Origin of the sequence: Enterobacter sp. Bisph1 (assembly GCF_000814905.1) — a bacterium.
GTDB lineage: Bacteria > Pseudomonadota > Gammaproteobacteria > Enterobacterales > Enterobacteriaceae > Kosakonia.
Map to the genome: position 1 here is coordinate 87,516 of NZ_JXAG01000028.1, position 22,275 is coordinate 109,790.

Annotated in this window: 20 protein-coding genes and 1 pseudogene; 9 read left to right on the forward strand and 12 right to left on the reverse strand. The window is 57.1% G+C overall.

Annotated features, from left to right (window positions below):
- Positions 1-209: 209 nt before the first annotated feature.
- The 6 genes and pseudogenes from RW65_RS04460 (at position 210) to RW65_RS04480 (ending at position 6,175) form a co-directional block, all read left to right on the forward strand.
- Positions 210-2,576 (forward strand): TonB-dependent receptor domain-containing protein, encoded by a 2,367-nt coding sequence (locus tag RW65_RS04460; protein WP_052250273.1) that lies wholly within the window; start codon positions 210-212, stop codon positions 2,574-2,576.
- A 254-nt stretch (positions 2,577-2,830) separates the two neighbouring features.
- Positions 2,831-2,935, forward strand: a pseudogene (locus RW65_RS23325) (hypothetical protein); the annotation flags it as partial.
- Positions 2,932-3,750, forward strand: coding sequence for a heme/hemin ABC transporter substrate-binding protein (locus RW65_RS04465; protein WP_039055461.1), 819 nt, complete (start codon positions 2,932-2,934; stop codon positions 3,748-3,750). The pseudogene RW65_RS23325 and the gene RW65_RS04465, both read left to right, overlap by 4 nt.
- Positions 3,750-4,739 (forward strand): FecCD family ABC transporter permease, encoded by a 990-nt coding sequence (locus tag RW65_RS04470; RefSeq protein WP_039055462.1) that lies wholly within the window; start codon positions 3,750-3,752, stop codon positions 4,737-4,739. Before RW65_RS04465 ends, RW65_RS04470 begins: the two co-directional genes overlap by 1 nt.
- Positions 4,736-5,515, forward strand: a complete 780-nt coding sequence (locus RW65_RS04475) for a heme ABC transporter ATP-binding protein (RefSeq protein WP_039055463.1) — start codon at positions 4,736-4,738, stop codon at positions 5,513-5,515. Before RW65_RS04470 ends, RW65_RS04475 begins: the two co-directional genes overlap by 4 nt.
- A gap of 75 nt (positions 5,516-5,590) precedes the next feature.
- A complete protein-coding gene (locus RW65_RS04480; RefSeq protein ID WP_039055464.1) occupies positions 5,591-6,175 on the forward strand; it encodes a LysR family transcriptional regulator in 585 nt (194 codons plus the stop codon).
- Between the two features lie 14 nt (positions 6,176-6,189).
- On the opposite strand, the gene RW65_RS04485 is transcribed toward RW65_RS04480, so the two are convergent.
- The 11 genes from RW65_RS04485 to ampH all read right to left on the reverse strand — a co-directional run bounded on the left by RW65_RS04485 (position 6,190) and on the right by ampH (position 18,598).
- Positions 6,190-7,038 carry a glycosyltransferase family 8 protein gene (locus RW65_RS04485; protein WP_039055465.1) on the reverse strand — a complete coding sequence of 283 codons (849 nt, stop codon included), beginning with the start codon at positions 7,036-7,038 and terminating at the stop codon, positions 6,190-6,192.
- Positions 7,035-8,417, reverse strand: coding sequence for a D-arabinono-1,4-lactone oxidase (locus tag RW65_RS04490; protein WP_039055466.1), 1,383 nt, complete (start codon positions 8,415-8,417; stop codon positions 7,035-7,037). Before RW65_RS04490 ends, RW65_RS04485 begins: the two co-directional genes overlap by 4 nt.
- A gap of 192 nt (positions 8,418-8,609) precedes the next feature.
- Complete coding sequence (locus RW65_RS04495) at positions 8,610-9,110, reverse strand: 2-oxo-tetronate isomerase (RefSeq protein ID WP_039055500.1); 501 nt, start codon at positions 9,108-9,110, stop codon at positions 8,610-8,612.
- 92 nt (positions 9,111-9,202) lie between these two features.
- Positions 9,203-9,649, reverse strand: a complete 447-nt coding sequence (locus RW65_RS04500; protein WP_039055467.1) for a DUF421 domain-containing protein — start codon at positions 9,647-9,649, stop codon at positions 9,203-9,205.
- A gap of 10 nt (positions 9,650-9,659) precedes the next feature.
- Entirely contained in the window at positions 9,660-10,175 is a 516-nt protein-coding gene (locus RW65_RS04505; protein ID WP_039055468.1) for a hypothetical protein, read from the reverse strand.
- Positions 10,176-10,265: 90 nt separating this feature from the next.
- Positions 10,266-11,042, reverse strand: coding sequence for an ethanolamine ammonia-lyase subunit EutC (eutC, locus tag RW65_RS04510; protein ID WP_039055469.1), 777 nt, complete (start codon positions 11,040-11,042; stop codon positions 10,266-10,268).
- Positions 11,039-12,427 carry an ethanolamine ammonia-lyase subunit EutB gene (locus RW65_RS04515; RefSeq protein ID WP_039055470.1) on the reverse strand — a complete coding sequence of 463 codons (1,389 nt, stop codon included), beginning with the start codon at positions 12,425-12,427 and terminating at the stop codon, positions 11,039-11,041. Before RW65_RS04515 ends, eutC begins: the two co-directional genes overlap by 4 nt.
- Before the next feature lie 9 nt (positions 12,428-12,436).
- Positions 12,437-13,813, reverse strand: coding sequence for an ethanolamine permease (eat, locus tag RW65_RS04520; protein WP_039055471.1), 1,377 nt, complete (start codon positions 13,811-13,813; stop codon positions 12,437-12,439).
- A 667-nt stretch (positions 13,814-14,480) separates the two neighbouring features.
- The gene (gene olsF / locus RW65_RS04525) at positions 14,481-16,205 is read right to left on the reverse strand and encodes a bifunctional ornithine lipid synthase OlsF (protein WP_039055472.1); all 1,725 of its coding nucleotides are present in this window, start codon (positions 16,203-16,205) and stop codon (positions 14,481-14,483) included.
- 140 nt (positions 16,206-16,345) lie between these two features.
- Positions 16,346-17,317: a porphobilinogen synthase gene (gene hemB, locus RW65_RS04530; RefSeq protein ID WP_039055473.1), complete on the reverse strand. Its 972-nt coding sequence runs from the start codon at positions 17,315-17,317 to the stop codon at positions 16,346-16,348.
- A gap of 123 nt (positions 17,318-17,440) precedes the next feature.
- Positions 17,441-18,598 (reverse strand): D-alanyl-D-alanine-carboxypeptidase/endopeptidase AmpH, encoded by a 1,158-nt coding sequence (gene ampH, locus RW65_RS04535; RefSeq protein WP_039055474.1) that lies wholly within the window; start codon positions 18,596-18,598, stop codon positions 17,441-17,443.
- Positions 18,599-18,784: 186 nt separating this feature from the next.
- Between ampH and RW65_RS04540 the strand changes: the two genes are divergently transcribed.
- The 3 genes from RW65_RS04540 to RW65_RS04550 all read left to right on the forward strand — a co-directional run bounded on the left by RW65_RS04540 (position 18,785) and on the right by RW65_RS04550 (position 21,793).
- Positions 18,785-19,318: an isochorismatase family protein gene (locus tag RW65_RS04540; RefSeq protein WP_039055475.1), complete on the forward strand. Its 534-nt coding sequence runs from the start codon at positions 18,785-18,787 to the stop codon at positions 19,316-19,318.
- 131 nt (positions 19,319-19,449) lie between these two features.
- The gene (gene sbmA, locus RW65_RS04545) at positions 19,450-20,670 is read left to right on the forward strand and encodes a peptide antibiotic transporter SbmA (protein WP_039055476.1); all 1,221 of its coding nucleotides are present in this window, start codon (positions 19,450-19,452) and stop codon (positions 20,668-20,670) included.
- A gap of 13 nt (positions 20,671-20,683) precedes the next feature.
- Positions 20,684-21,793 carry a DUF1615 domain-containing protein gene (locus RW65_RS04550; protein WP_039055477.1) on the forward strand — a complete coding sequence of 370 codons (1,110 nt, stop codon included), beginning with the start codon at positions 20,684-20,686 and terminating at the stop codon, positions 21,791-21,793.
- Here the strand turns inward: RW65_RS04550 and RW65_RS04555 are convergent.
- Positions 21,790-22,104, reverse strand: a complete 315-nt coding sequence (locus RW65_RS04555; RefSeq protein ID WP_039055478.1) for a DUF2755 family protein — start codon at positions 22,102-22,104, stop codon at positions 21,790-21,792. The two genes, RW65_RS04550 and RW65_RS04555, sit on opposite strands and share 4 nt — an antisense overlap.
- Positions 22,105-22,275 lie beyond the last annotated feature (171 nt).

Consider the following 22,275-nt stretch of genomic DNA (forward strand, 5'->3'; position numbering starts at 1 on the left):
AGACGCGGTTGAGATAACCTCATAAAAGGCGGCAACAAAAAATGCGAAGCGTATTTCAGATGATTGCAATAGGCAATTGTTAAAACTATTTTAATGAATCATAACATAAAAATAACCTACCACCGGAGGTACTGACGGCAGTTGTTTGTGGCTTACCTGGACGTAAGACGTGAGCTGAATAGGGATAAATTCTAAGGATTACAAAATTTATGGATAATTTTCAACGCTCTCTCCTGCCCATTACCCGACGCGCATTAGTCACCTCATTACTCGCAGCTATATATCAACATACCGCCCTTGCGGAAACGAGTCCCGCCGTTACGAATACGGATCTTAAGCCCGATAAAGCAGAAGAGATGGTCGTTACCGCGCCCGCACCGAACTTAAACGCCGGCAGTACGCATTCACTCAGCGCTGAGGATTTGCAACACAAAGGGGCGAAGGACTTTGGCTCCATTATGCGTTATGAACCGCTTATCAGCGCCACCGGCGCAAGCGGCGGTTCAGGCAATGGCAAGAGCGGCTTCGACCGCGGCGGCTACAGCGGATATAACATTCGCGGAATGGAAAGTAACCGCGTTGGCATTGATGTCGATGGCATAGCTACGCCCGGCGCTACCGGGCGCAGCTATGCCAGCCGCGCAGGCTTAAACACCTTTGGTATTGGCCGCGACTATATCGATCCCTATATGTACGGCAGTGTCGATATCCAGTCTGGCGCCACCCGCATTGAACAAGCCAATACATCCATCGGCGGGAGTGTCTCTTTCCGCCCCAAATCGGCGGATGATTATTTACAACCCGGCACAGCAACCTGGTTTGGTTACCAGAGCAATTACGACTCAGCGGACCGCAGTTGGCACAACGGCGTCACCGGCGCGGCAGGTGACGATATTTTGCGCGGTATTGTGATCTATAGCCGCCGAGACGGTCAGCAAACGCGAAACAACAGCGGCACGGTAGCCGCCCCACCCGCCAACTGGCACTCGAACGCGCTAATGACCTCCGGCATCTGGCAGCCGAACGACCTGCACAAATTCACCGCCACCCTCGATGCCTTCCACAGAACTAACCATACCCATTATGACGCGTGGAACACCGAGGGCAGCAGGGTGCTGGGCGAGGCGCGTCAAACCAGCCAGACGCGCCGCTGGGGCGCGAGCCTGAACGATGAATGGACGCCAATCAACGACTGGCTGGACAGCATGTCGACAAAAGTTTACTACCAGCACACCGAAGCGCACGATCGTACCTGGATGCCGGACCGCATCACCGCCATCAGGGAGACGGTCTACTCGAACTACGATACCGATAGCTGGGGTATGCAAAATGGACTGCTGAAAAGCGTCGGCCGCCACGATCTGAGCGGCGGTTTCAACGTCGGCAGCAGCAAAACCCAGCGCCCGTTTCACCAGTCGCCCGCGCTGAGCGGTTATAGCCAGATTATGCAGCCGGAGGCCGACAGCCGCAGCGACACGCTGGGTGTTTTTCTCCAGGATCGGATCAACCTTGACGCCAGCGGTCATCCCTTCGCCATTACGCCCGGTGCGCGCGTGGTTTACCAGACGACAAAACCACGCAATCTTTCCAGCCTGGTCGCCAACAGCACGGTGGTAGACGGGGCCGATGTCGCCGCGCTGTACGGCAAAAATAGCGATACCCAGCTTTTGCCATCGCTGATCTTCCAGTACGAGATTACCCCGCGCCTGATAAGCTGGTTGCAGTACCAACGCGGCGCGCAGTTCCCCAATGCCAGCCAGCTGTATGGCTCCTGGGATCTGGGTTCGAACTTTGCCGGAAGCGAGCAGTATGCGCTTCTCGGCAATACGGATCTTAAAACCGAAACCAGCGACAATCTTGAATGGGGCATTAAAGGCGAGGTGACAGAAGGCATCACGTTGCGTACAGCGCTGTTCTATAACAGTTATAAAAACTTTATCGCTTATACCCGCTATACCCGCGCCGCTAATCCCGACAAGTTTATTCGCATTCCATCGAACATCTACACCGCCTTTCAGGCGGAAAACCGCGATGAAGCCTTTATTTATGGCGGTGAAGTTAGTGCGAAATTCAACGTTGGCAGCTGGTTTGAACCCCTCGATGGCCTAAGCGCGCGGCTGGCTTACGGCTACAGCGAGGGGAAAGCGAAATCCCATTATCTGGGGGATAAATACGTCGATCTCGATAGCGTCGCGCCGATGAAGGCGATTTTCGGTATCGGCTGGGACGATCCTCGCAAACGCTACGGGAGCGCCCTGACCGCCACTTTTGTCAAAGGCAAGCGCGCCACGGCGACAAATCGCCAGGCGTATGCCAATAACGACGAACCTATTGGCGAGCCCAGCATCGACTATATGCGCGTGCCGGGTTACGGGGTACTCGACTGGTCGGCTTACTGGCGGGTAGCGAAAAATATCAACATCAACGGCGGCATCTACAACCTCACCGCCAGGAAATATTGGGATTATCTCAGTAGCCGTAACCTGCAAGAGATCAGCAAGCAGAACGCCTACGACAAGGCGCTGGCGGTGATGCCGGGACGGACATGGCAGCTGGGTGTGAACATCGATTTCTAATCGCCAAACGACGGTCGGGTAGCTATTTAGCCTGGCTGACGTTGCGCGTGACACAGGACCGAATCCCGGCCGTGCCGCCGGGGTTTTCTGCGCTACAGGAGGTTTTTCAATGTCCGCATCACACCCGTATTGTGCCAACATCTGGCGGCTTTACCTCGCCATTAAAACGCAGCACCCGGAAAAATGTGCCCACGATATCGCCGTAAAAATGGGCATAAGCGAAGCCGAATTAACCTACGCCCGCGTGGGCTATGACGCTGATCGCCCAGCTTTACGGTCAGCGCAGCGAAGGACAGCCGGAGCAACGCCACTGGCGCGCGCAGATGGATGCCTTAACCCGCCGGGGGCAAGCCGCATGAAAACCCTGCTGCTGGTTTTGATGGCGCTGTCGTTTAGCCTCAGCGCCGCCGCGCAAAAAATCGTATCCCTCGGTGGCGATGTCACCGAAATTATCTACGGATTGAATGCGCAGTCGGCGCTGGTCGGGCGTGACAGCACCAGCATCTGGCCTGTGCAGGCGCAACAGTTGCCGGACGTCGGTTATCTTCGCCAGTTAAACGCCGAAGGCATTCTCTCTCTGCGCCCGACGCTGGTGCTGGCAAGCGCGTATGCCCAGCCCTCGCGGGTACTGCAAACGGTGCAGGAAAATCATGTCAAAGTGGTCACGCTGCCTGGGGATTACACGCTGGCGGCGATTGATAAAAAAATCGCCGTGGTGGCCGATGCCATCGGCAAACCCGATGCCGGTGCCGCGCTGCGTCAACGGCTGGCGGCACAAATCGCCGCGCTGGCGCAACAGCCGCTAAATAAACGGGCGCTGTTTATTCTCAGTCACAGCGGCATGGGTACGCTGGTTGCCGGGCAGCAAACCGCCGCCGACAGTGCGTTACGGGCGGCGGGTCTGCAAAATGCTATGCAGGGTTTCGACCATTATCGGGCGCTGTCGCAGGAAGGTGTGATGGCCAGCCAGGCGGATCTGATTGTCATCTCTGCCGACAGCGTTAAAGCGATGGGCGGCGAAGAGAACCTGTGGCACCAGCCTGGGCTGGCGCAGACCCCCGCCGGGCGAAAAAAACAGCTGCTGATGGTGGATGATATCGCGCTGCTGGGGTTTAGTGTGCGGACACCACAGGCGCTGCTGGCGCTGCGTCAGCAAGCGGAGCAGTTACCCTGATGAACCGCGCTTCCCGCAGGCTTATCGGGCTGATGCTGCTGTTGTTGGGTTTAGCGGCCCTTGCCAGCACTCAGGGCGCAATGCGGCTACCTTTCGCCTGCTTATGGCACACGGGTGATGAGGCGTTACGCCAGATCTGGCTCACGGTTCGTCTACCGCGCGTGCTGCTGGCGCTGCTGATCGGTGCGGCGCTGGCGCTCTCCGGCTGTGTGATGCAGGGGCTGTTTCGTAATCCCCTTGCGGATCCGGGTCTGCTGGGGATCAGCGGCGGCGCATCGCTAACGGTGGCCTGCTGGCTGGTGCTGCCGATCGGCGTTTCACCGATGGTGGCGCTTTACGCTCCCGTTCTGGCGGCGTTTACCGGCAGCCTGGCGGTGATGATGATCATTTACCTGCTCAGCAAAAGTGGGGACGCGGGGTTATCCCGGCTGCTGCTGGTAGGGATTGCGCTGAACGCGCTGTGTGGTGCGGGCGTCGGCGTGCTGGCGTGGATCAGTAACGATGCCCAGCTTCGCCAGCTTTCCCAGTGGGGAATGGGCAGCCTCGGGCAGATCGAGTGGTCGACCCTATCCCTCGCCACCGGCCTGATCCTGCCGGCCTCGCTGGTGATAGGGCGCAGGGCATGTGCCCTCAATCTGCTGCAGTTGGGCGAAGAAGAGGCGCATTATCTCGGCGTTAATGTGGCGCAGGTGCAGCGCGAAATGCTGGTGTGTAGCGCGCTGCTGGTGGCAACGGCGGTAGCGGTAAGCGGCATTATCAGCTTTGTCGGGCTGGTGGTGCCGCATCTGATGCGCCTGTGGCTGGGGGCGGATCACCGCGCGCTGGTTCCCGGTTCGCTACTAATGGGCGCAATACTGTTGCTGGCGGCGGATACCGTGGCACGCACCCTCGTCGCGCCTGCGGAAATGCCGGTGGGTTTATTGACCAGCCTGTTTGGCGCGCCGTGGTTTTTATGGCTTATTTTTCGTGCCTCTAAGGCGGCTATATGACCCTGCCATTAACCGCCGCCCACCTGCGGCTTGTCGCCGGTTCACGGCTGCTAATTGACGATGTTTCTTTCACCCTTGCGCGCGGTGAAATGGTAGCGCTGATCGGCCCGAACGGCGCGGGTAAATCAACGCTGCTGCGCCTGCTAACGGGCTATCTCCCGCCAGTGGCAGGAGAGTGTCAACTAGAAGGCAAAGCGTTAGCGCAGTGGAGCGCACAGGCCCTTGCGCGCCGCCGGGCGGTGATGCTGCAACAGCCAACCCTTGGCTTTGATTGGCCGGTTGCGGCGATTATCTCTATGGGTCGCGCGCCCTGGGGGCCTCAACGCGCGCACGATATTGTACGGCAGGTGGCGTTGCTTAGCGGCTGCGAAACGCTACTCGAGCGGCGTTATCACACCTTATCCGGCGGGGAGCAGCAGCGGGTACAGCTGGCGCGCAGCCTTGCGCAGTTATGGCATCACGACGGCCCGCAGGGCTGGCTATTTCTTGATGAACCGACGTCGGCCCTCGATCTCTATCACCAGCAGCAGGTGTTGCGTTTGCTGAAGCGTTTGACCGGCGACGGCAAACTGCATGTGTGCGCGGTGCTGCACGATCTCAACCTTGCCGCGCTGTGGGCGGACAGGATCTTGCTGCTGCACCAGGGCAAGCTGGTGGCGCAGGGCATGCCGGAGCAGGTGATTCAGGCGCCGCTTATCGCCCGCTGGTATGGCGCAGAGGTGGCAGTGAACACGCATCCCGTCGCGGGTTCGCCGCAGGTTTTTCTTGCCCGCTGAGCGCGACGGATGTTGACGAGTGTAGCCGGATTTTTGCTAGAGTTAAGTGTCACTTAACCGATGCGGAGACAGGCAATGACCCTACCGCCATTGCAGGCGCTGATCTGCTTTAATGCCGTCGCGCAACACGGCAGTATGAAAGCGGCGGCAGAGGCGCTATCCATCAGCGCCAGCGCGGTGAGCCAACAAATCGCCAAACTGGAAGCCTGGGTCAACGTGCGGCTGTTTATGCGCGGTTCCCGCGTACTGACGTTGACGGCAGAAGGGACACGCTACCTGCGGGCGATTCAGCCCGCTTTTTCGCAGGTAGCCCAGGCAACACAGTGGTTAATCGACGGTACGGCGCAGCGGCGCATTCATCTTCACTGCTCTGCGGATTTCGCCATGCACTGGTTGCTGCCAAGGCTGAAGGGCTTTGAGCGCTATCATCCCCATGCCGAAGTGCTTATCAACACCGCCGATCGGCAGTTAGCATTGCAAAACGGCGGTATCGATTTCGCGTTTCGCAAGCAAGCCGACGCCGCCCTGTATCATCCGTTGCCCAACAGTGGTGGCATGCTGCTGGTGTATGACAAAGGGACGTTATTCGAGCCTCTTTGTCATACTTTTCGCGACTGGGTACTTGCCGCCGCGCAACAGCATCGCTGGCCGGAGCCGTAATACACCGCAAGGTTTTATGCCCCAGGCGCGTCGATCCCGGCACGCTCCCTCCATAGACAATAAAGCTGATAGTCCTTGTCGCCGGGCTCAGGGCGTTTGTCCCAGGGATTATCAATGATGTAATGGATATTTTTTACCCGCGCCAGATCCCACATTTTTTTATGCTGATACGGCAGGGTCTTTAAGGCGTTATAACCGTAATGCAGCGGCAGCCAGCGGTCACGGAAGATCTCATTAAGAAAATCCTGCTCGGCGAAAACGTAGGCGGAGATATCGGCTTTCTGCGCCAGCTGCGTCATCATCTGCCGATACTGCGCGATGTCGGGGGTGAGCAGCAGAAATCCGCCGTTCAGGTAGTTATCAAGCCCGGCGGGGGGATTAGCGTGCATTTGCGCGTCTTCACACCAGCTGTAGTAGCAGTTTTCCGGCCGCCAGGCTGGCGGGTAGCTGGCAATGTGGTTGGGGTTGCAGCGACAAGCATGGCAGGCGGCAATCATGCCTGCGGGCAGCGGCAGTTCAAACACTTCATCCATGTTCTGAATCACCAGCATATCGGCATCGAGAAACGCCACGCGCTGATATTCCGTAAGCGTCCACACTGCCAGTTTGCTCCACACATCGGCAAAGCGGGCGTTAGCATACCGGTTTGCCAGCGAGGGATCGGGGCCGATTATCGGCACCTCACGTACGGTACAGCCCAGCGCCTGTAGCTGCTGGCGCGTGTTATCGTCAATGGTTTCGGTCACCATCACCACCAGCGGCCAGGGCGAACCGCTGTCACGCAGGGAGCGCTGCAGCGCGGCGACGCCCGTCAGATAATCCGGTTGCGTCAGAAGAGTAACCCAGGCGAAGGCGGCGCTCATGACAGCAGCTCCGTCATAAAAGCATTGAGGAATTTGCCCTGTGGATCGAAGCGCTGGCGCACCTGTTGAAACGCCGACCATTGCGGATAGAGCGTCGGCCAGTCATAGAGCGTGGCATCAAAATATTTCCCCCAGTGCGGCTTACCGCCCTCCTGCGCCAGCAACTGCTCGGCGTCGCGCAAAAACGCCAGCCCGTCGGCGGAGAGGGAGCCGTCTTCGGCGTAATAGACCACAAAGCCAAAAAAGCAGGTCGCCTGCTGCCAGGCCGGGTTTAACCACGCCTGGGATGGCCCGGTACAGCGCAAAATAATCGGGTAGTGCATATGCGGGTGTGATTGCTGATACCACGCTTTCATGCGGGCGATAACCGCCGGTGCACGCGCTAATGGAATACCAATCTCAATATTGATTTGCGGCGTGGCAATCCCGCGACAGAAAACCTGATAGACATCGCCAATCACATCTGAAAAATCTTTAAAGCGGGTAACGGTGCGAAACGGCTTGCCGTTTTCATCAACGATATGGGTGTCATCGCGCATCTGCTGCAGGGTTTTATCAACGGCGGCGTTCATCTGCTCGTCCGTCTCTTCCAGCTCGACCAGATTGCCATGATTATTGCGCCACCGTTCGCGCTCATCAGGGGTCGATTCACGTGCATTCCACGTATGCACTTTATTCTCCTGCGGGAACCACCAGGCTTTGCTTAACGCCCAGCGCTGATTCCAGTCGAGCAGATCCGTTTCAAGGTTATCGGCGCTGCTGGCACTTTTAAAGCAGGTATAAAGCGTGGTTGGGCGCGTGCGCAGGGTGACGGCGGTTATCGCTCCCAGCGTGCCGAGTGCGAGCTGGGCGGCGGCAAACTCTGGCTGCTGGCAAGAGACCTCATGAATTGTCCCGGCGGCGTCCACCAGCCGAATGCGTAGTGCCTCATCCGCCAGCGAGCTTTGCTGCAATCCCTGACCGTGCGTGCCGGTGGAAATCGCCCCGGCAAGGGTTTGCGAATCAATCACCCCCGGTGAGGCATGTAGCATACGGTTCATGGCGGTGAGGGTTTCAAACACCTCATGCAGCTGCGTACCAGCGGCGAAGGTGACGCTGTCCTCTTCCACCGCCAACACGCCGCGCAGCGCCGAGATATCAATCAGCGTATCGCCTGGCTGGCGCAGTTTCAGCATTCGCCCGGACGACATACGGCTGCCCATGATCCGCACTTTTCCGGCGGCAGCGGCAATCACCTGCTGCAGTTGTTGTTCATTTTCGATGTGAATCACGGCATTTTTATTTGCCAGCATCGCGTTTTGCGCCCAGTTGAGCAGGGCGGGCTCCTGCGGATCCGTAGCGGGCTGGCGACGGGGGAAAAGAGTATTGATATCAGTCATTGGCGGTTTCTCTTTATATTTTTTTATACTTAAACCAAGCGTAGCTCATCACGGGAAAGTGTGATGTTTGTCGCATTTTGCAGTCATCCATGGAGGAGAGCAGGATACACGCAGCAGAAAGGCTTCTGTCGTGCCGCAGGCGGATCGCGTGATGGTTGAGTTAACGCATTACGCGCAGAGGAAGGCCAATACTTAACGGCTTAACAGGGTGATCAAGGCCGCCAGCGCATATTTCACCGCTTGTTCAACGACGCTGGTGCAATCGCCGGAAAAGCGCCGCATTTCCGTGATCGGTGGCTCTCCCGGCAGCGCCCAGGCAAACCACACGGTACCGGCGGGCGTGCCATCTTCACCGCCGTCCGGGCCGGCATAACCGGTGACGGCTATCCCTACCGGCTCATGGCTCACCGCGCAGGCGCCTTGCACCATCTCACTGGCGGTTTGTTCACTTACTGCCGTCCAGCGCGCCAGCGTGTCCGTTGAAACATGCAGCAGTGTGCTTTTCGCTTCATCGGTAAAAGTGACAAACCCGCTGCCGAAAAACTCAGGCGTATCGCCGGTCGCGCACAGCGCCGTGGCAATTTGCCCGCCGGTGCAGGATTCCGCCGTGGTGACGCGCAGCTTTTTTTGTGTCAGCAGCTCACCTAATTGTGAGGACAACATGGCCACCGGCAGGCACAGCAGTGAATTCATCGTGTGGGTTAACGTTGCGTCTTGATTCATATTGTTTTAACCGCTTCGTGCATCAATGGTTTGGTCTATCAAGTATAGCGAGCAGAACGTTATCAGGGCGTTTTGGGAATAATCGAGATATGGCCGTTGCGCTCAAGGATGGCGAATTTAATCTCTGCCAGTTCGGCAATCCCCTGATTATTACGCGCCGACATGAGAATATCGTCGCGCGAGATATCCGCTTCCCGCATTTTGTTCTCCAGCATCTGGCCGTTCTCCACCAGCACCACCGGCGTGCCATCAATTAAGTTTTCCGCCCCTTTCACATACTTCTTCAGGTTGCCAAAGATAATATCCACCCCCACCAGGGTGATAATGGTCAGCGACGCGCCGGTGACGGAGAAATCGCTGCCGAGTAGGGCCTGCTGCGTGGCTTCGCTGATGATCAGCAGCAAAATGAGATCAAAAGAGGTCATCTGTAACAGCGTTCGGCGGCCGGCAATTTTGAACACCACCATCAACACCAGATAGATCGCTACCGCGCGTAAAACCATATCCATCGCTCTCTCCTCAGGGCCAAATAAACTGTGTGAGTGTGACCGTTGTGGCGCTATTCACTGACAGGGTTTGCGTGCTGGTGCCGACACCGAGCGGCGTTAAGCCCAGCCAGACCGTTAAGGGTTTATCAGGCGCGGGACGGGCGTACTCCAGCACCAGCTCGCCGCTGCGGCTGTACATTTTCTGCGGCTGGGGCTGCAGGGTGCGGATTTCAAAATCGTGCATAAAATCGCCGCCGAGGGTGAAAGTGACGCGGCTATCCGCCGAGGCGTTGGCGGTCATTTGCATATCCAGATCGCTCTGTAAACGACCGAAACGGTCATATTCAACCATCAGCTTTTGATCATCGCTTACCGCCGTTTTTTTACTCAGAAAGCCCTGGGAAAACAGGCCACACAAGCCAGCAATCACAATCACGATAAGCGCTATCGCGCCCCATTTTTGTACCTGCTTCTCAAAATGCAGCCAGAAAGGATTATCTTCAACGGGCCATGCTTCTTTGCTATCGGCGCTGTTCTTTTTCTCCATACATCCTCCACGGGTTCGCCGTATACAACGTAAAGAGTGTAGATGACGCGGGGAAAAGAGCGCTTCACCGAGGCGAAGCGCCAGGGGGAATTATTGTGCGGTAAGTCGGGGGGTTACGCGCCCGTGCAGCGCCGGATTGTCGCTCTCATCTTTTAGCTGCACGCCGGTAAGGCGGCGTAAAAACGCCTGCTCCAGCAGCCAGGCGAGCTTAAAGGCCGCAGCGTCGTAATTAAGCCCCTCCGGGCGAATATTGGAGATGCAGTTTCGCTCGGATTCGATGCGCTGGCGCGATGGCTGCCAGGTCAGGTAAACGCCGAGGCTATCCGGCGAGGATAAACCAGGACGTTCGCCAATCAGCATCGCCACCGCTTTGCTGCCCAGGGTTTCGCCAATATCATCCCCCAGCGCCACCCGCGACTGATGCGCCAGCACAATCGGGCCGCAGGAGACGCCGAGGGTTTCAAGATAGGGCAGCAGGGCGGTAATAAGCCCGACGGACTGGCGATGAACGGCGTGAGACGAGAGCCCGTCACCAATCACCAGCAGCAAATCGTGGGCTGGCGGACGATGGGCGGCCAGGTATTCGCGGCTCTCTTCGCTCAGCATACGCCCCAGATCCGGGCGGTTAAGGTAGATATGGCGATCGGCGGCGGCGCTGTGGGCATCCAGGGTTTTTAAGCCCAGCGCGTGCAGTTGCTGCGCCAGGCGTTCGCTGTCGAAGGGCTGGTGGATAGCGTCGCGCGCCTGGGCATGGGCGAGGCCAAAATTAAGCACTTCCCGCGTGGGCAGGCTCGCACCGCTGCGGCCGAGCGCGATACGGGCATCGGTAAACTCGCGCAGCAGTGTCCATGCATCGGGTCCGTTCATGCGTGGGCTCCTTGTGGAATAACGCTCAGCAGCGGATGGTTCGCCCCCGTCAGGCGTAGCTGACCGCCATTGTCAATAATCTGCATTTTCTTCAGCCACTCGGCGAACTCCGGAGCATGTTTTAGCCCCAGCAGGCGGCGGGCGTACAGGGCGTCGTGAAACGAGGTGCTCTGGTAATTGAGCATAATGTCATCGGCGCCCGGTACGCCAATCAGGAAGGTCAGCCCGGCAGTGCACAGCAGCGTCAACAGCGTATCCATATCGTCCTGATCCGCTTCTGCATGGTTGGTGTAGCAGACATCGCAGCCGATAGGCAGCCCCATCAGTTTGCCGCAGAAGTGATCCTCCAGCCCGGCGCGGATAATCTGTTTGCCGTCATAGAGATATTCCGGGCCGATAAAGCCCACCACCGTATTCACCAGAAGCGGTTTGAAGTGGCGCGCCACGGCATAAGCGCGGGCTTCGCAGGTTTGCTGATCGACGCCGTGATGGGCGTTGGCGGAGAGGCAGCTTCCCTGGCCGGTTTCGAAATACATCACGTTATTGCCAAGCGTGCCGCGCCCAAGACTCAGCGCCGCGTCATACGCCTCCTGCAGCAGCGCAAGGTTAATACCAAACCCGCTATTGGCGGCTTCGGTTCCCGCCACCGACTGAAACACCAGATCGACCGGCGTACCGCGCTCTATCAACTGTAAGGTGTTAGTCACATGGGTTAACACACAGGATTGGGTAGGAATGGCGAAGCGCTCAATAATGTCGGCCATCATATGGTTGAGCTTTTGCAGCACCGGCAGGCTGTCGCTGGCCGGATTAATGCCGACTACCGCGTCACCCGCGCCGTACAGCAGACCGTCGAGCATGCTGGCGGCAATGCCTTTCATATCGTCCGTTGGGTGATTAGGCTGTAAACGTACGCTGAGATGGCCGGGCAGGCCAATGGTGTTGCGAAAACGGGTGATCACCCGGCATTTGCTGGCGGCAAGGATCAGATCCTGATTGCGCATCAGTTTACTGACGGCGGCGGCCATTTCCGGCGTAATCGCCGGGGCAACGTGGCTTAAGGTGGCGGTATCGGTGCTGTCATCCAGCAGCCAGTCACGAAATTCGCCCACCGTCAGGTGGGCAATCAGGGCAAAGGCGCGGCTATCGTGGGTATCGATAATCAGGCGCGTCACTTCATCCTCTTCATAGGGGATCAGCGGCGAGGCGAGAATCTCGCGCAGCGGAACATCCGCCAGCGCAATTTTCGCCGCCATCCGCTCTTCTGCCGTTTGCGCGGTAACCCCGGCCAGCACATCCCCGGAACGCGCCGGGGAGGCTTTTGCCAGCAGCGTTTTCAGGCTGGCAAACTGATAAGTACGGTGAGCGAGGGTGGTTTTATACATTTAGTCTCCTCAGGAGACGGCCCGCAGCTGCGGATCCATCCCGGCACGTTCGCGCGCATGCGCCGTTTTACGAAACCATAGATAACCGCCGAGCATCATGATGGCGAAAATCAGCGCCAGCAGCGGGTTATACCAGACCATTGCCACCAGACAGAACAGCGCCATGCCCAGCGCAAAGGCGGGGGCGAACGGGAACAGGGGCGCTTTAAACGGACGAATGAGCGCCGGTTCGCTGCGGCGCAGCTTAAACAGTGCGGCCATCGAGATGATATACATAACGATAGCCCCGAAAACCGACATCGTCACAATACAGGCAGTAAGGGGCGAACCACTGATGGTTATCAGCGAGTCGGAGAAAATCGCCCCGATGCCCACCACACCACCGGCGAGGATCGCCAGATGCGGAGTGCGTGTGGTGCGGTTGAGCGTGGCCAGGCTCGCCGGAAGATAGCCCGCGCGCGCCAGCGAGTAGATCTGACGCGAGTAACCCATGATGATGCCGTGAAACGACGCCACCAGGCCAAACAGGCCCAGCCACACCAGCATATGCAACCAGCCGCTACTGCTGCCGACGACAATTTTCATTGCCTGCGGCAGGGGATCGTTAATGTTGGAAAGGTTGCGCCAGTCGCCGACGCCACCGGCAAATACCATCACACCAATCGCCAGCACGGTGAGGGTTAAGATGCCGCCGCCAAGGGCGCGGGGAATGGTGCGCTGGGGATCTTTCGCTTCCTCTGCGGCCATGGAAGCGCCTTCAATGGCGAGGAAAAACCAGATAGCAAACGGGATTGCCGCAAACATCCCCGGCAGCGCCAGAGTGCTGAAACTCTCCGCGCCTGCCCAGCCGTTGGCGGTAAAGTTATCCCACGAGAAACCCGGTGCGACCACGCCCATAAACACCAGCAGTTCGAAAATCGCCAGCAGCGTCACCACCAGTTCAAAAGTGGCGGCAATACCCACGCCGAGAATATTCAGCGCCATAAAGATGACGTACGCGCCGCAGGCGACCCACTTAGCATCGAGAGAGGGGAACTGCACATTCAGGTAGGCACCAATCGCCATGGCGATTGCCGGCGGGGCAAAGACAAACTCAATCAGCGTGGCAAACCCGGCGATAAACCCTCCCGTAGGCCCAAAGGCGCGGTAGGCGTAAGCGAAAGGGCCACCGGCGTGCGGAATCGCTGTTGTCAATTCGGTAAAGCTAAAGATAAAGGCGCAGTACATCGCGGCAATTAACAGCGCGACGATGAGAAAGCCAAGTGTTCCTGCCTGCGACCAGCCATAGCTCCAGCCAAAATACTCCCCTGAAATCACCAGCCCCACCGCAATGCCCCACAGACGGAAGCTGCCGAGGGTTCTTTTTAATGTTGTTTGTGTACTCATGTTGATTGCCTCGCCATTGAATAACCTTCTTTGTTATGTGCAAAGGCGGTGCCAGGATACAAAGAGATGTGAAACCACTGAATTAACGCTATCGATAGCGCTTTAAGTCCCAGGTTGCACCGTGGCGATCCTTGTTCAGGTGCAGGCTGCCCCGCAATGGGGAAACGCCATTATATTGCCTGAGGGCAAACCTATCTGCGTTGTAAGAATAAGGCCGGGCTGCGGCGGAATGCCTAAGGGCGGTGAATTTGAAATCCGACGATTCTTAGCCTTTTTTCTGTTATATCGGGCTTTAATAATAAGCAACGAAGGCATTTTTAGATGTTCTGTTTCACGATAATTTAACCTACTGATTTAGAATGTTATTTATCCGGACTTAGGTGAAGCGTTACGTTTATTAATAGCTAAATAATCTGCTGTTAATACTCATCCGAAATAATGGGCTGTTCTTAATTCTCTGGCACTTTTGTTGGAAGGAAAAATATTCAGCCAAATCCAGGATGATATTTAACAAAGGAGGAGATAATGGCCTGGCGACCAATTCTGTATGTCATTTTTACCCATAATCCGCGTTTAAATAGCCGCAGGGCACGGCTGCGACTGGTGCAGCGCTAATTGACATAAAAAAGCCGTCGCACCTGTGGCGACGGCTCGCTTGCCCTAACTTTTATTCCACGCTCGCTGCCTGCTGGGGCAGATGCGCCGCAATATAACGTTCGTAGCGGTTGCTTTTAAGAAGCGTTAAATCCACCAGCACCAGCCCATCGACGCAGTTATTAAAATCCGGATCGCAGCCGAAGTCGATAAACTGCACGCCACCGGGTTCGCACAATTCGGAATACTGTTTGTACAGGGGCGGAATACCGCAGCCCATATTGCCGAGCAGAGATTTTAAGCGCGTCAGATCTTCGCTGTAATCGTCGCCGGTGAACTGTGCCAGCACTTCCGGCAACGTAGCCGGCCACGGACGTCTGGATGCAGCCAGCGGCCAGCTTGCCGGGAACCACAGGCGATAGAACGCCACCAGCAAATCCCGCGCCGCCGGGGGCAGCCCGCCGGAAATTGACACCGGACCAAACAGATAGCGGTATTGTGGATAGCGCGCCAGGTAAGCGCCAATCCCCGACCATAAATAATCCAGCCCGCGGCGGCCCCAGTAGCGCGGCTGAATAAAGCTGCGTCCCAGTTCGATGCCCGCGCGCAGTACGTCAGCCATACTGTCGTCATAATGGAACAGACTGTGGCTGTAGAGCCCTTCGATGCCGCGCGTCGCCACTTGCTGCGCCGTCGGCATAAAGCGGTACGCGCCGACAATTTCCAGATCCGCGTCATCCCACAAAATCAGATGCAGATAATCGTCGTCATATTTATCCGTATCGCGACGCTTACCGCTGCCTTCGCCTACCGCGCGAAAGGCAATTTCACGTAGCCGCCCAAGCTCGCGCAGCAGCGGCACATCTTCCTGTCCTTTACGCTGCCACAAATAGATGTGCTTACCGTCAGCCGTGCGGCCAAGGCACTCGGCGTTGTTCAATGCCCGGCGCAGGGTAATGCGCTCTTCCGGGCGCGCAATGGCGCATTCGGTTTTGAACAGGCCAGGCACTCCCTTGCCGAGACGCAGGACATGTTTGCGACACTTAGCGGCCAGCTCGCGCGGTGCCAGCTGCGGCGTGTGCCAGCTATTCCATGGAATACGTTCACCGATTTTGATCGGCAGTTCGCTGTCGCGGCGGCGAAACATCTGCTGCATCAGCAGTAAAAACGGCAGGGTTTCAGAAACCAGCGCGCTGGCGTAGAACAGCGCGCTATTGCGCGCGTCAATCCACACCGGCAGTAGCGGGGCGCGAAACTTGCGGGCAAGTTTAATAAACCCGGCATGCCACTCTTTATCGCGGATCCCTTTACGCGTCAGGCGGGAAACTTCCCCGGCCGGGAAGAAGATCAGCACGCCGCCATTTTGCAGCTGGTTTTCCATCTGCTGCAGGGAGGATTTCCGCGTGCGTCCGCCCATATTGTCTACCGGAATAAACAGCGAGTTGAGGGGTTCAAGATGGGTCAACATGCGGTTGGTCACCACCTTTACATCGCGGCGTACGCGGGACACGGCGTACATCAACGCCAGCCCGTCAAGGGTGCCTGTTGGGTGGTTGGCGATAATAACCAGCGGACCATGTTCGGGGATTTGTTCGAGGCAGCGGGTGGCAACGGTACAGCGGATTTGCAGATGTTCGAGCACTTGCTCCACCATATCCAGCCCTTTCAGATGGGGATGGCGGGCGGCGAACTGCTGAAACTCTCGCTCATACAGCAGCCGTCTGAGCAGGTTCTTTTGCCAGGGGGCCGGGCTGGCCTGCGGCCAGAGATCAGAAACAACATTATCAAGACTAAACATGATTTCTCCTCCCGTCTTGCCGATGACAGTAGACGGCGAAGATGACGCTTACATTTCATTACAGTGAATAAATGACAGCGTAAAGGGCAGGAGAAACAGCGCAAGAAAGGCCAGAAAAAAGCGGGCTGCGCCCGCTTCGTTTACAGAATGCCGCGTTCGGCGAGATCGAGGGCAAAATAGCTAAAGATCAGATCGGCACCGGCGCGCTTAATCGCACCCAGGCTTTCCAGTACCACTTTATCTTCGTCAATCGCCCCCGCCTGGGCGGCAAATTTGATCATCGCGTATTCACCACTCACCTGATACGCGCCCAGCGGCAGCTCGGTGCGCTCGCGGATATCACGCAGAATATCCAGATAGGCCCCGGCCGGTTTCACCATCAGGCAATCAGCGCCTTCGGCCTGATCGATAAGGGACTCGCGAATCGCTTCGCGACGGTTCATCGGATGCATCTGGTAGGTTTTACGATCGCCTTTCAGCGCGGTACCCGCCGCTTCGCGGAACGGACCGTAGAACGAGGAGGCGAATTTGGTGGAGTAGGACATGATCGCGGTGTCGGTAAAGCCCGCTGCGTCCAGCGCCCTGCGGATCGCCTGCACCTGGCCGTCCATCGCCGCCGAAGGGGCAATAAAATCGGCACCGGCCGCCGCGGCGATCACCGCCTGTTTGCCCAGATTAATCAGCGTCGCGTCATTATCGACGCCGTGATCGCACAGCACGCCGCAGTGGCCGTGTGAGGTGTATTCACAAAAACAGGTATCGGACATCACCACCATTTCCGGCACCGTCTCTTTACAGATGCGCGACATACGCGCCACCAGGCCATTTTCTTGCCAGGTATCGCTGCCGGTCTCATCCGTATGATGGGAGATGCCAAAGGTCATCACCGAGCGGATCCCGGCTTTCGCGATGCGTTCGATTTCGCGCGCCAGATACTTCTCGGGAATGCGCATAACGCCGGGCATGGCGCTAATGGCTTTATAATCGTCGAGCTCTTCTTCAACAAAGATCGGCAACACCAGGTCGTTTTTGCTCAGTGTTGTCTCTTCAAACATGGCGCGCAGCGCAGGGGATTTGCGCAGGCGACGAGGGCGAGTGATTAAATCGTTCATGGTATGCCTGATGTTTGTGGACAGATGGCGGCATTGTAGCCGAAAAGGCGGCGCGCTGTTTTACCAAAATCGCTGTTAAACGTGAAGACAGGCAGACGGCAAACCGCCTGCCTGTTTGTTGCATCAGATGGAAGGTGCCGCCAGCGGTTTATTGTTACTCAGCTCGCTCACCAGATCGTTGGCACCATCGCTCATGCTGGTAAAACGCGTCAGCGGCGAGCGGGTAATCACCACAAAGACGCCGACGTTATGCTGCGGCACCATCGCCATATAGGTGATAAAACCGCCGCCGCCGCCGGTTTTTTGAATAATCCCCGGATGGCCCTCTTTCGGTGCCATATAGACCCAGCCGAGGCCGAGAGCGTCGGCTTTTCCGGGGACATCCATGCCGACCACTTTGGTCAGCTGATTACGCGGATAGATCAGCGTCTGCATACGGTCGGCCTGGCTGTCGCGAGTGTGGAAATCCGACGACAGGAACTGCTGCATCCAGCGCATCATATCCCCTGGCGTTGAGTAAACGCCGCCGCTGCCGACCGCTGCCAGGGTGTTATCGCAGGGGCTGGCCCCTTTTTCCGCCACCATCAGCCGCTTGCACTGATCCGGCGACGGCGTAAAGGTGGTGTCTTTCATCCCCAGCGGGCGGGTTATCTGCTCTTCAAACAGCTGCGGATAGGGTTTACCCGCCGCTTGTGACAGGGCATCTGCCAGCAGGTCAAATGCCAGGTTTGAGTAAGCGGCCTGGGTGCCGGGCGTGGTTTTCAACTGGGCGGTAGAGAGCCAGCTCCAGCGCTGTTCACGCGTGGGCCAGACAAAGACCGAGCGGTGCGCCGCGCCGCCGGGTTGCTCACGCGGCAGGGCGCTGGTGTGGGTTGCCAGATTGACCAGCGTAATCGGCGTGCCCTGATACGTTGGCACCCGCGCCCCCGGCGGCGCATATTTGCTTAAGGGATCGTTGAGACGCACCCGCCCCTGATCGAGCAATTTGACCAACATTTCGCTGGTCATCAGCTTTGAGAGGGAGGCAATGCGGATAACGGAATCCAGCTGCGGCCGGACATTATTGCCCGGACGGGTTTCGCCATAGCTTCTGAATACCCGCTGGTTACCATCAATAACGACCATCGCCATCCCGGTCGCGCCGCTGCCGTAAAAGATATGGTTGGCGTAGCGATCGACAATGTCAGAAGCAAAAACCGGATCGGGCGAGGGTTGCGCCGCCCATGCGCGGGTCAGACTCAGCGCGCCAAGCAACGCCGAGAAAATCAGACAAGGTTTCAACGAAGAGATCCAAACAAAAATGGGAACGATAGGGATATTTTACTACCCGGCGGGCCGTTGCAAAGCGGCAATAAGCGTATTATTTCGCCCTAATACGTAACGATGAGTAAATTGCCCGTTTCGCCAACCACTTCGGCGAAAGTGGGATGTGGTAATCTTTTTATTTCCTCATTCAGGAGTCAGGCAATGGCGGGTAAACGGATAGTGATGGTGGTGGATATGCAAAACGGCGTCTTTGCCACCGAACGTATTCAGCGCGAGCAGTGCGTGGCGCGCATCAACCAGCTTACGGCGGTGGCGGACACCGTCATTTTTATCCAGCATGCCGAAGCGGGCGGGCTGGAAGAGGGGAGCGACGGTTTTGCCCTGCTGCCGGAACTCAATCAGCCGGCGAACGCGCTGTATGTCAGCAAAACCGCCTGCGACGCCTTTTATCAAACCCGCCTTGAAAAGGTGCTGCATGACCACGATATTCACAGCTTTGTGATATGCGGCTGCGCCACGGATTACTGTGTCGATACCACCATCAAAAACGGTGCCAGCCGCGGGTATTCCATTACCGTGGCGCAAGATGCGCATACCACAGCCAATCGCCCGGCGGCGCAGGCCGCAGTATTAATTGAGCACTATAACGCTGTGTGGGCAACGTTAACGGTGCCCGGCAACCCGGTGCGGGTGAAACCCGTCGATACAATTCTTCATGAATGGCAAACGAACTAAGGCGTTATCCTCGGGTCAGATTCAGCGATACGGCGCCGCACTCAGCGGCGCTTTTTGATCGCCATGCTGGGGGCGATGGCGGTGTAACACAGCATATGTCGTGAATAATAAGAAGTTCGCAGGAGAAAAGAATGTTCAAGTCCTTCTTCCCAAGGCCAACACTGTTTTTTTTGTCGGCGTTTATATGGACCGCTATTACCGTGATTTTCTGGCAGGCAGGCGGCGATGAGTGGCTGCTGCGTCTGAGCGGTGCCTCGGCCGAGGTGCCTATTAGCGCCGCCCGTTTCTGGAGCGCCAGCTACCTGCTGTTTTATGCCTATTATCTGCTGTGTGTCGGCATCTTTGCCCTGTGCTGGTTTACCTTCTCGCCGCACCGCTGGCAGCGCTGGTCGATCCTCGGCACGGCGTTGATCATCTTTGTCACCTGGTTTTTGGTTGAGGTGAACGTGGCCATTAATGCCTGGTATCAGCCGTTTTACGATCTTATCCAGACCGCCCTTAGCGCGCCGAATAAAGTCAGCATCGGCCAGCTTTACCACGAGATTGGCGTGTTTTTATGGATAGCGCTGATTGCCGTTACCGTCGCGGTGCTGAATAACTTTTTTGTCAGCCACTATATCTTCCGCTGGCGTACGGCAATGAACGAATACTATATGGCGCACTGGGAACATCTGCGCCATATCGAAGGCGCAGCGCAGCGTGTGCAGGAAGACACCATGCGTTTCGCCACCACCCTTGAAGATATGGGCACCAGCTTTATTAACGCCATTATGACGCTGATTGCCTTTTTGCCGGTGCTGGTGGCGCTGTCGCCCCATGTGCAGCAGTTGCCGGTAGTCGGCCATATTGCCTACGGGCTGGTGATTGCCGCCGTCGGCTGGGCACTGGTGGGCACCGTGCTGCTGGCTTTCGTCGGCATTAAGCTGCCGGGGCTACAGTTTAAAAACCAGCGTGTGGAAGCCGCCTACCGTAAGGAGCTGGTTTACGGCGAAGATGATGCCAGCCGTGCGCGGCCGCATACGGTCGCCGAGCTGTTCGCCGCCGTGCGCCGCAACTATTTCCGTATCTATTTCCACTATATGTATTTCAATATCGCCCGTATTCTGTATATGCAGGTCGATGTGGTGGTGGGCCTGATTGTGCTCTTCCCGACCATTGCCGCCGGGGCGATCACTTTCGGTCTGATGCGCCAGATTACCAACGTCTTTGAGCAGGTGCGCAGTTCGTTCCAGTATTTGATCTCATCCTGGACGACGCTGGTAGAACTGATGTCTATCTATAAACGTTTACGCAGTTTTGAGCGTGAACTGGACGGGCAAGCGATTCAACCGCTGCCGCATATTTTTGGTTAATACAAGGAAGGTTATGGTTTACATCCCTCGCTTTAGCGGATTACTGGCGGCGCTGATCCTCGCAGGCTGTACCACGCAGGGCACGCTGACCCATGAAGCTGAAAAAGAGAACGCTAAAGAAAGCAAACCGCTGGATGTCGCAAGCGTCGTGCGGCGAACGATCCCGGCAAGCGTAAAAGATCGTGAAGGCTGGGCGCAGGATCTGGCCACCACCTTTGAGAGCCAGAAACTGCCGCCGACGCTGGAAAATATCTGTTCGGTACTGGCGGTGGCGCAGCAGGAGTCCAATTATCAGTCCGATCCGGTGGTGCCGGGGCTGAATAAAATCGCCTGGAAAGAGATCGATAAACGCGCCGAGCGGTTGCATATTCCGCCGCTGCTGGTGCACACCGCGCTAAAAATTCCGTCGCCGAACGGCAAAAGCTACAGCGAGCGGTTAGACAAAGTGCGCACGGAAAAAGAACTAAGCGCCATTTTCGACGATATGATCGGTATGGTGCCGATGGGGCAGAAGCTGTTCGGCTCCTTTAACCCGGTGCGTACCGGCGGGCCGATGCAGGTAAGCGTCGCCTTTGCCGAGCAGCATAACGACGGTTATCCTTGGAAACGAGAGGGCACAGTGCGGCAGGAGGTCTTTAGCCGTCGCGGTGGTCTGTGGTTCGGCACTTATCATTTGCTCAACTATCCGGCGAGCTATACGGCGCCGATCTACCGTTTTGCCGACTTTAACGCCGGGCTGTACGCCAGCCGTAATGCCGCGTTTCAAAATGCCGTTAGTAAAGCAACCGGGGTGAAACTGGCGCTGGATGGCGATCTTATTGCCTACGGCAGCAGCGAGGCGGGCGGTACGGAATTAGCCGTGCGCAAACTGGGGGCGCAGTTGGGTATGTCAGACCGGGATATTCGTCGCCAGCTGGAGCGTGGCGACAGCCAAAAACTGGAAGAGACGAAACTGTATCGCGAAGTCTACCGTCTGGCCGAGAAGAGAAGCGGCAAAACGTTGCCGAGGGAGATCCTGCCGGGGATCAAGCTGGAGAGCCCGAAAATCACGCGCAACCTGACAACAGCATGGTTTGCGAAGCGCGTTGACGATCGTCGGGCCGCCTGCATGGCGCAGAACTAGCGCGTAAAATGGCGGCGCCAGCGTAAAACCAGTCCCACTATACCCAGCAGGGCGCTGCCTACGAGGAAGGGTACGAGGCCAAAGATAGTGCCGACGCCCATGCCCATTTCAACATGGGGGCGAGCGCTATCCTGTGTCTGAATCAGGTGTTCAAACACGCCCGGCGCATGAACCAGCAGGTTGAGGAGTTGTGCACCAGCCCAGAAGCAGAGTAGTACGAATATGGCATAAGCAATATTACCCGGCCTGGAGGCGTCACGTTGTTTCGCACCCTTAACTTTAAAGGGTTTTGACATAGTAAAGTCAGCCATAAGACCTCCGGTACTCTTCACTTTTTACGCTCGAATGAGTTGGCATGTGGCCCGAACTCAGGGTAATTCTGGCAGCTGTAACGCGTTGTCAACATCAGAATGGTGATAATTTAGCCCCGGGAATGATCCCAGAAGGATGATTTTTGGGGATGATCACATTCCAGTAACATT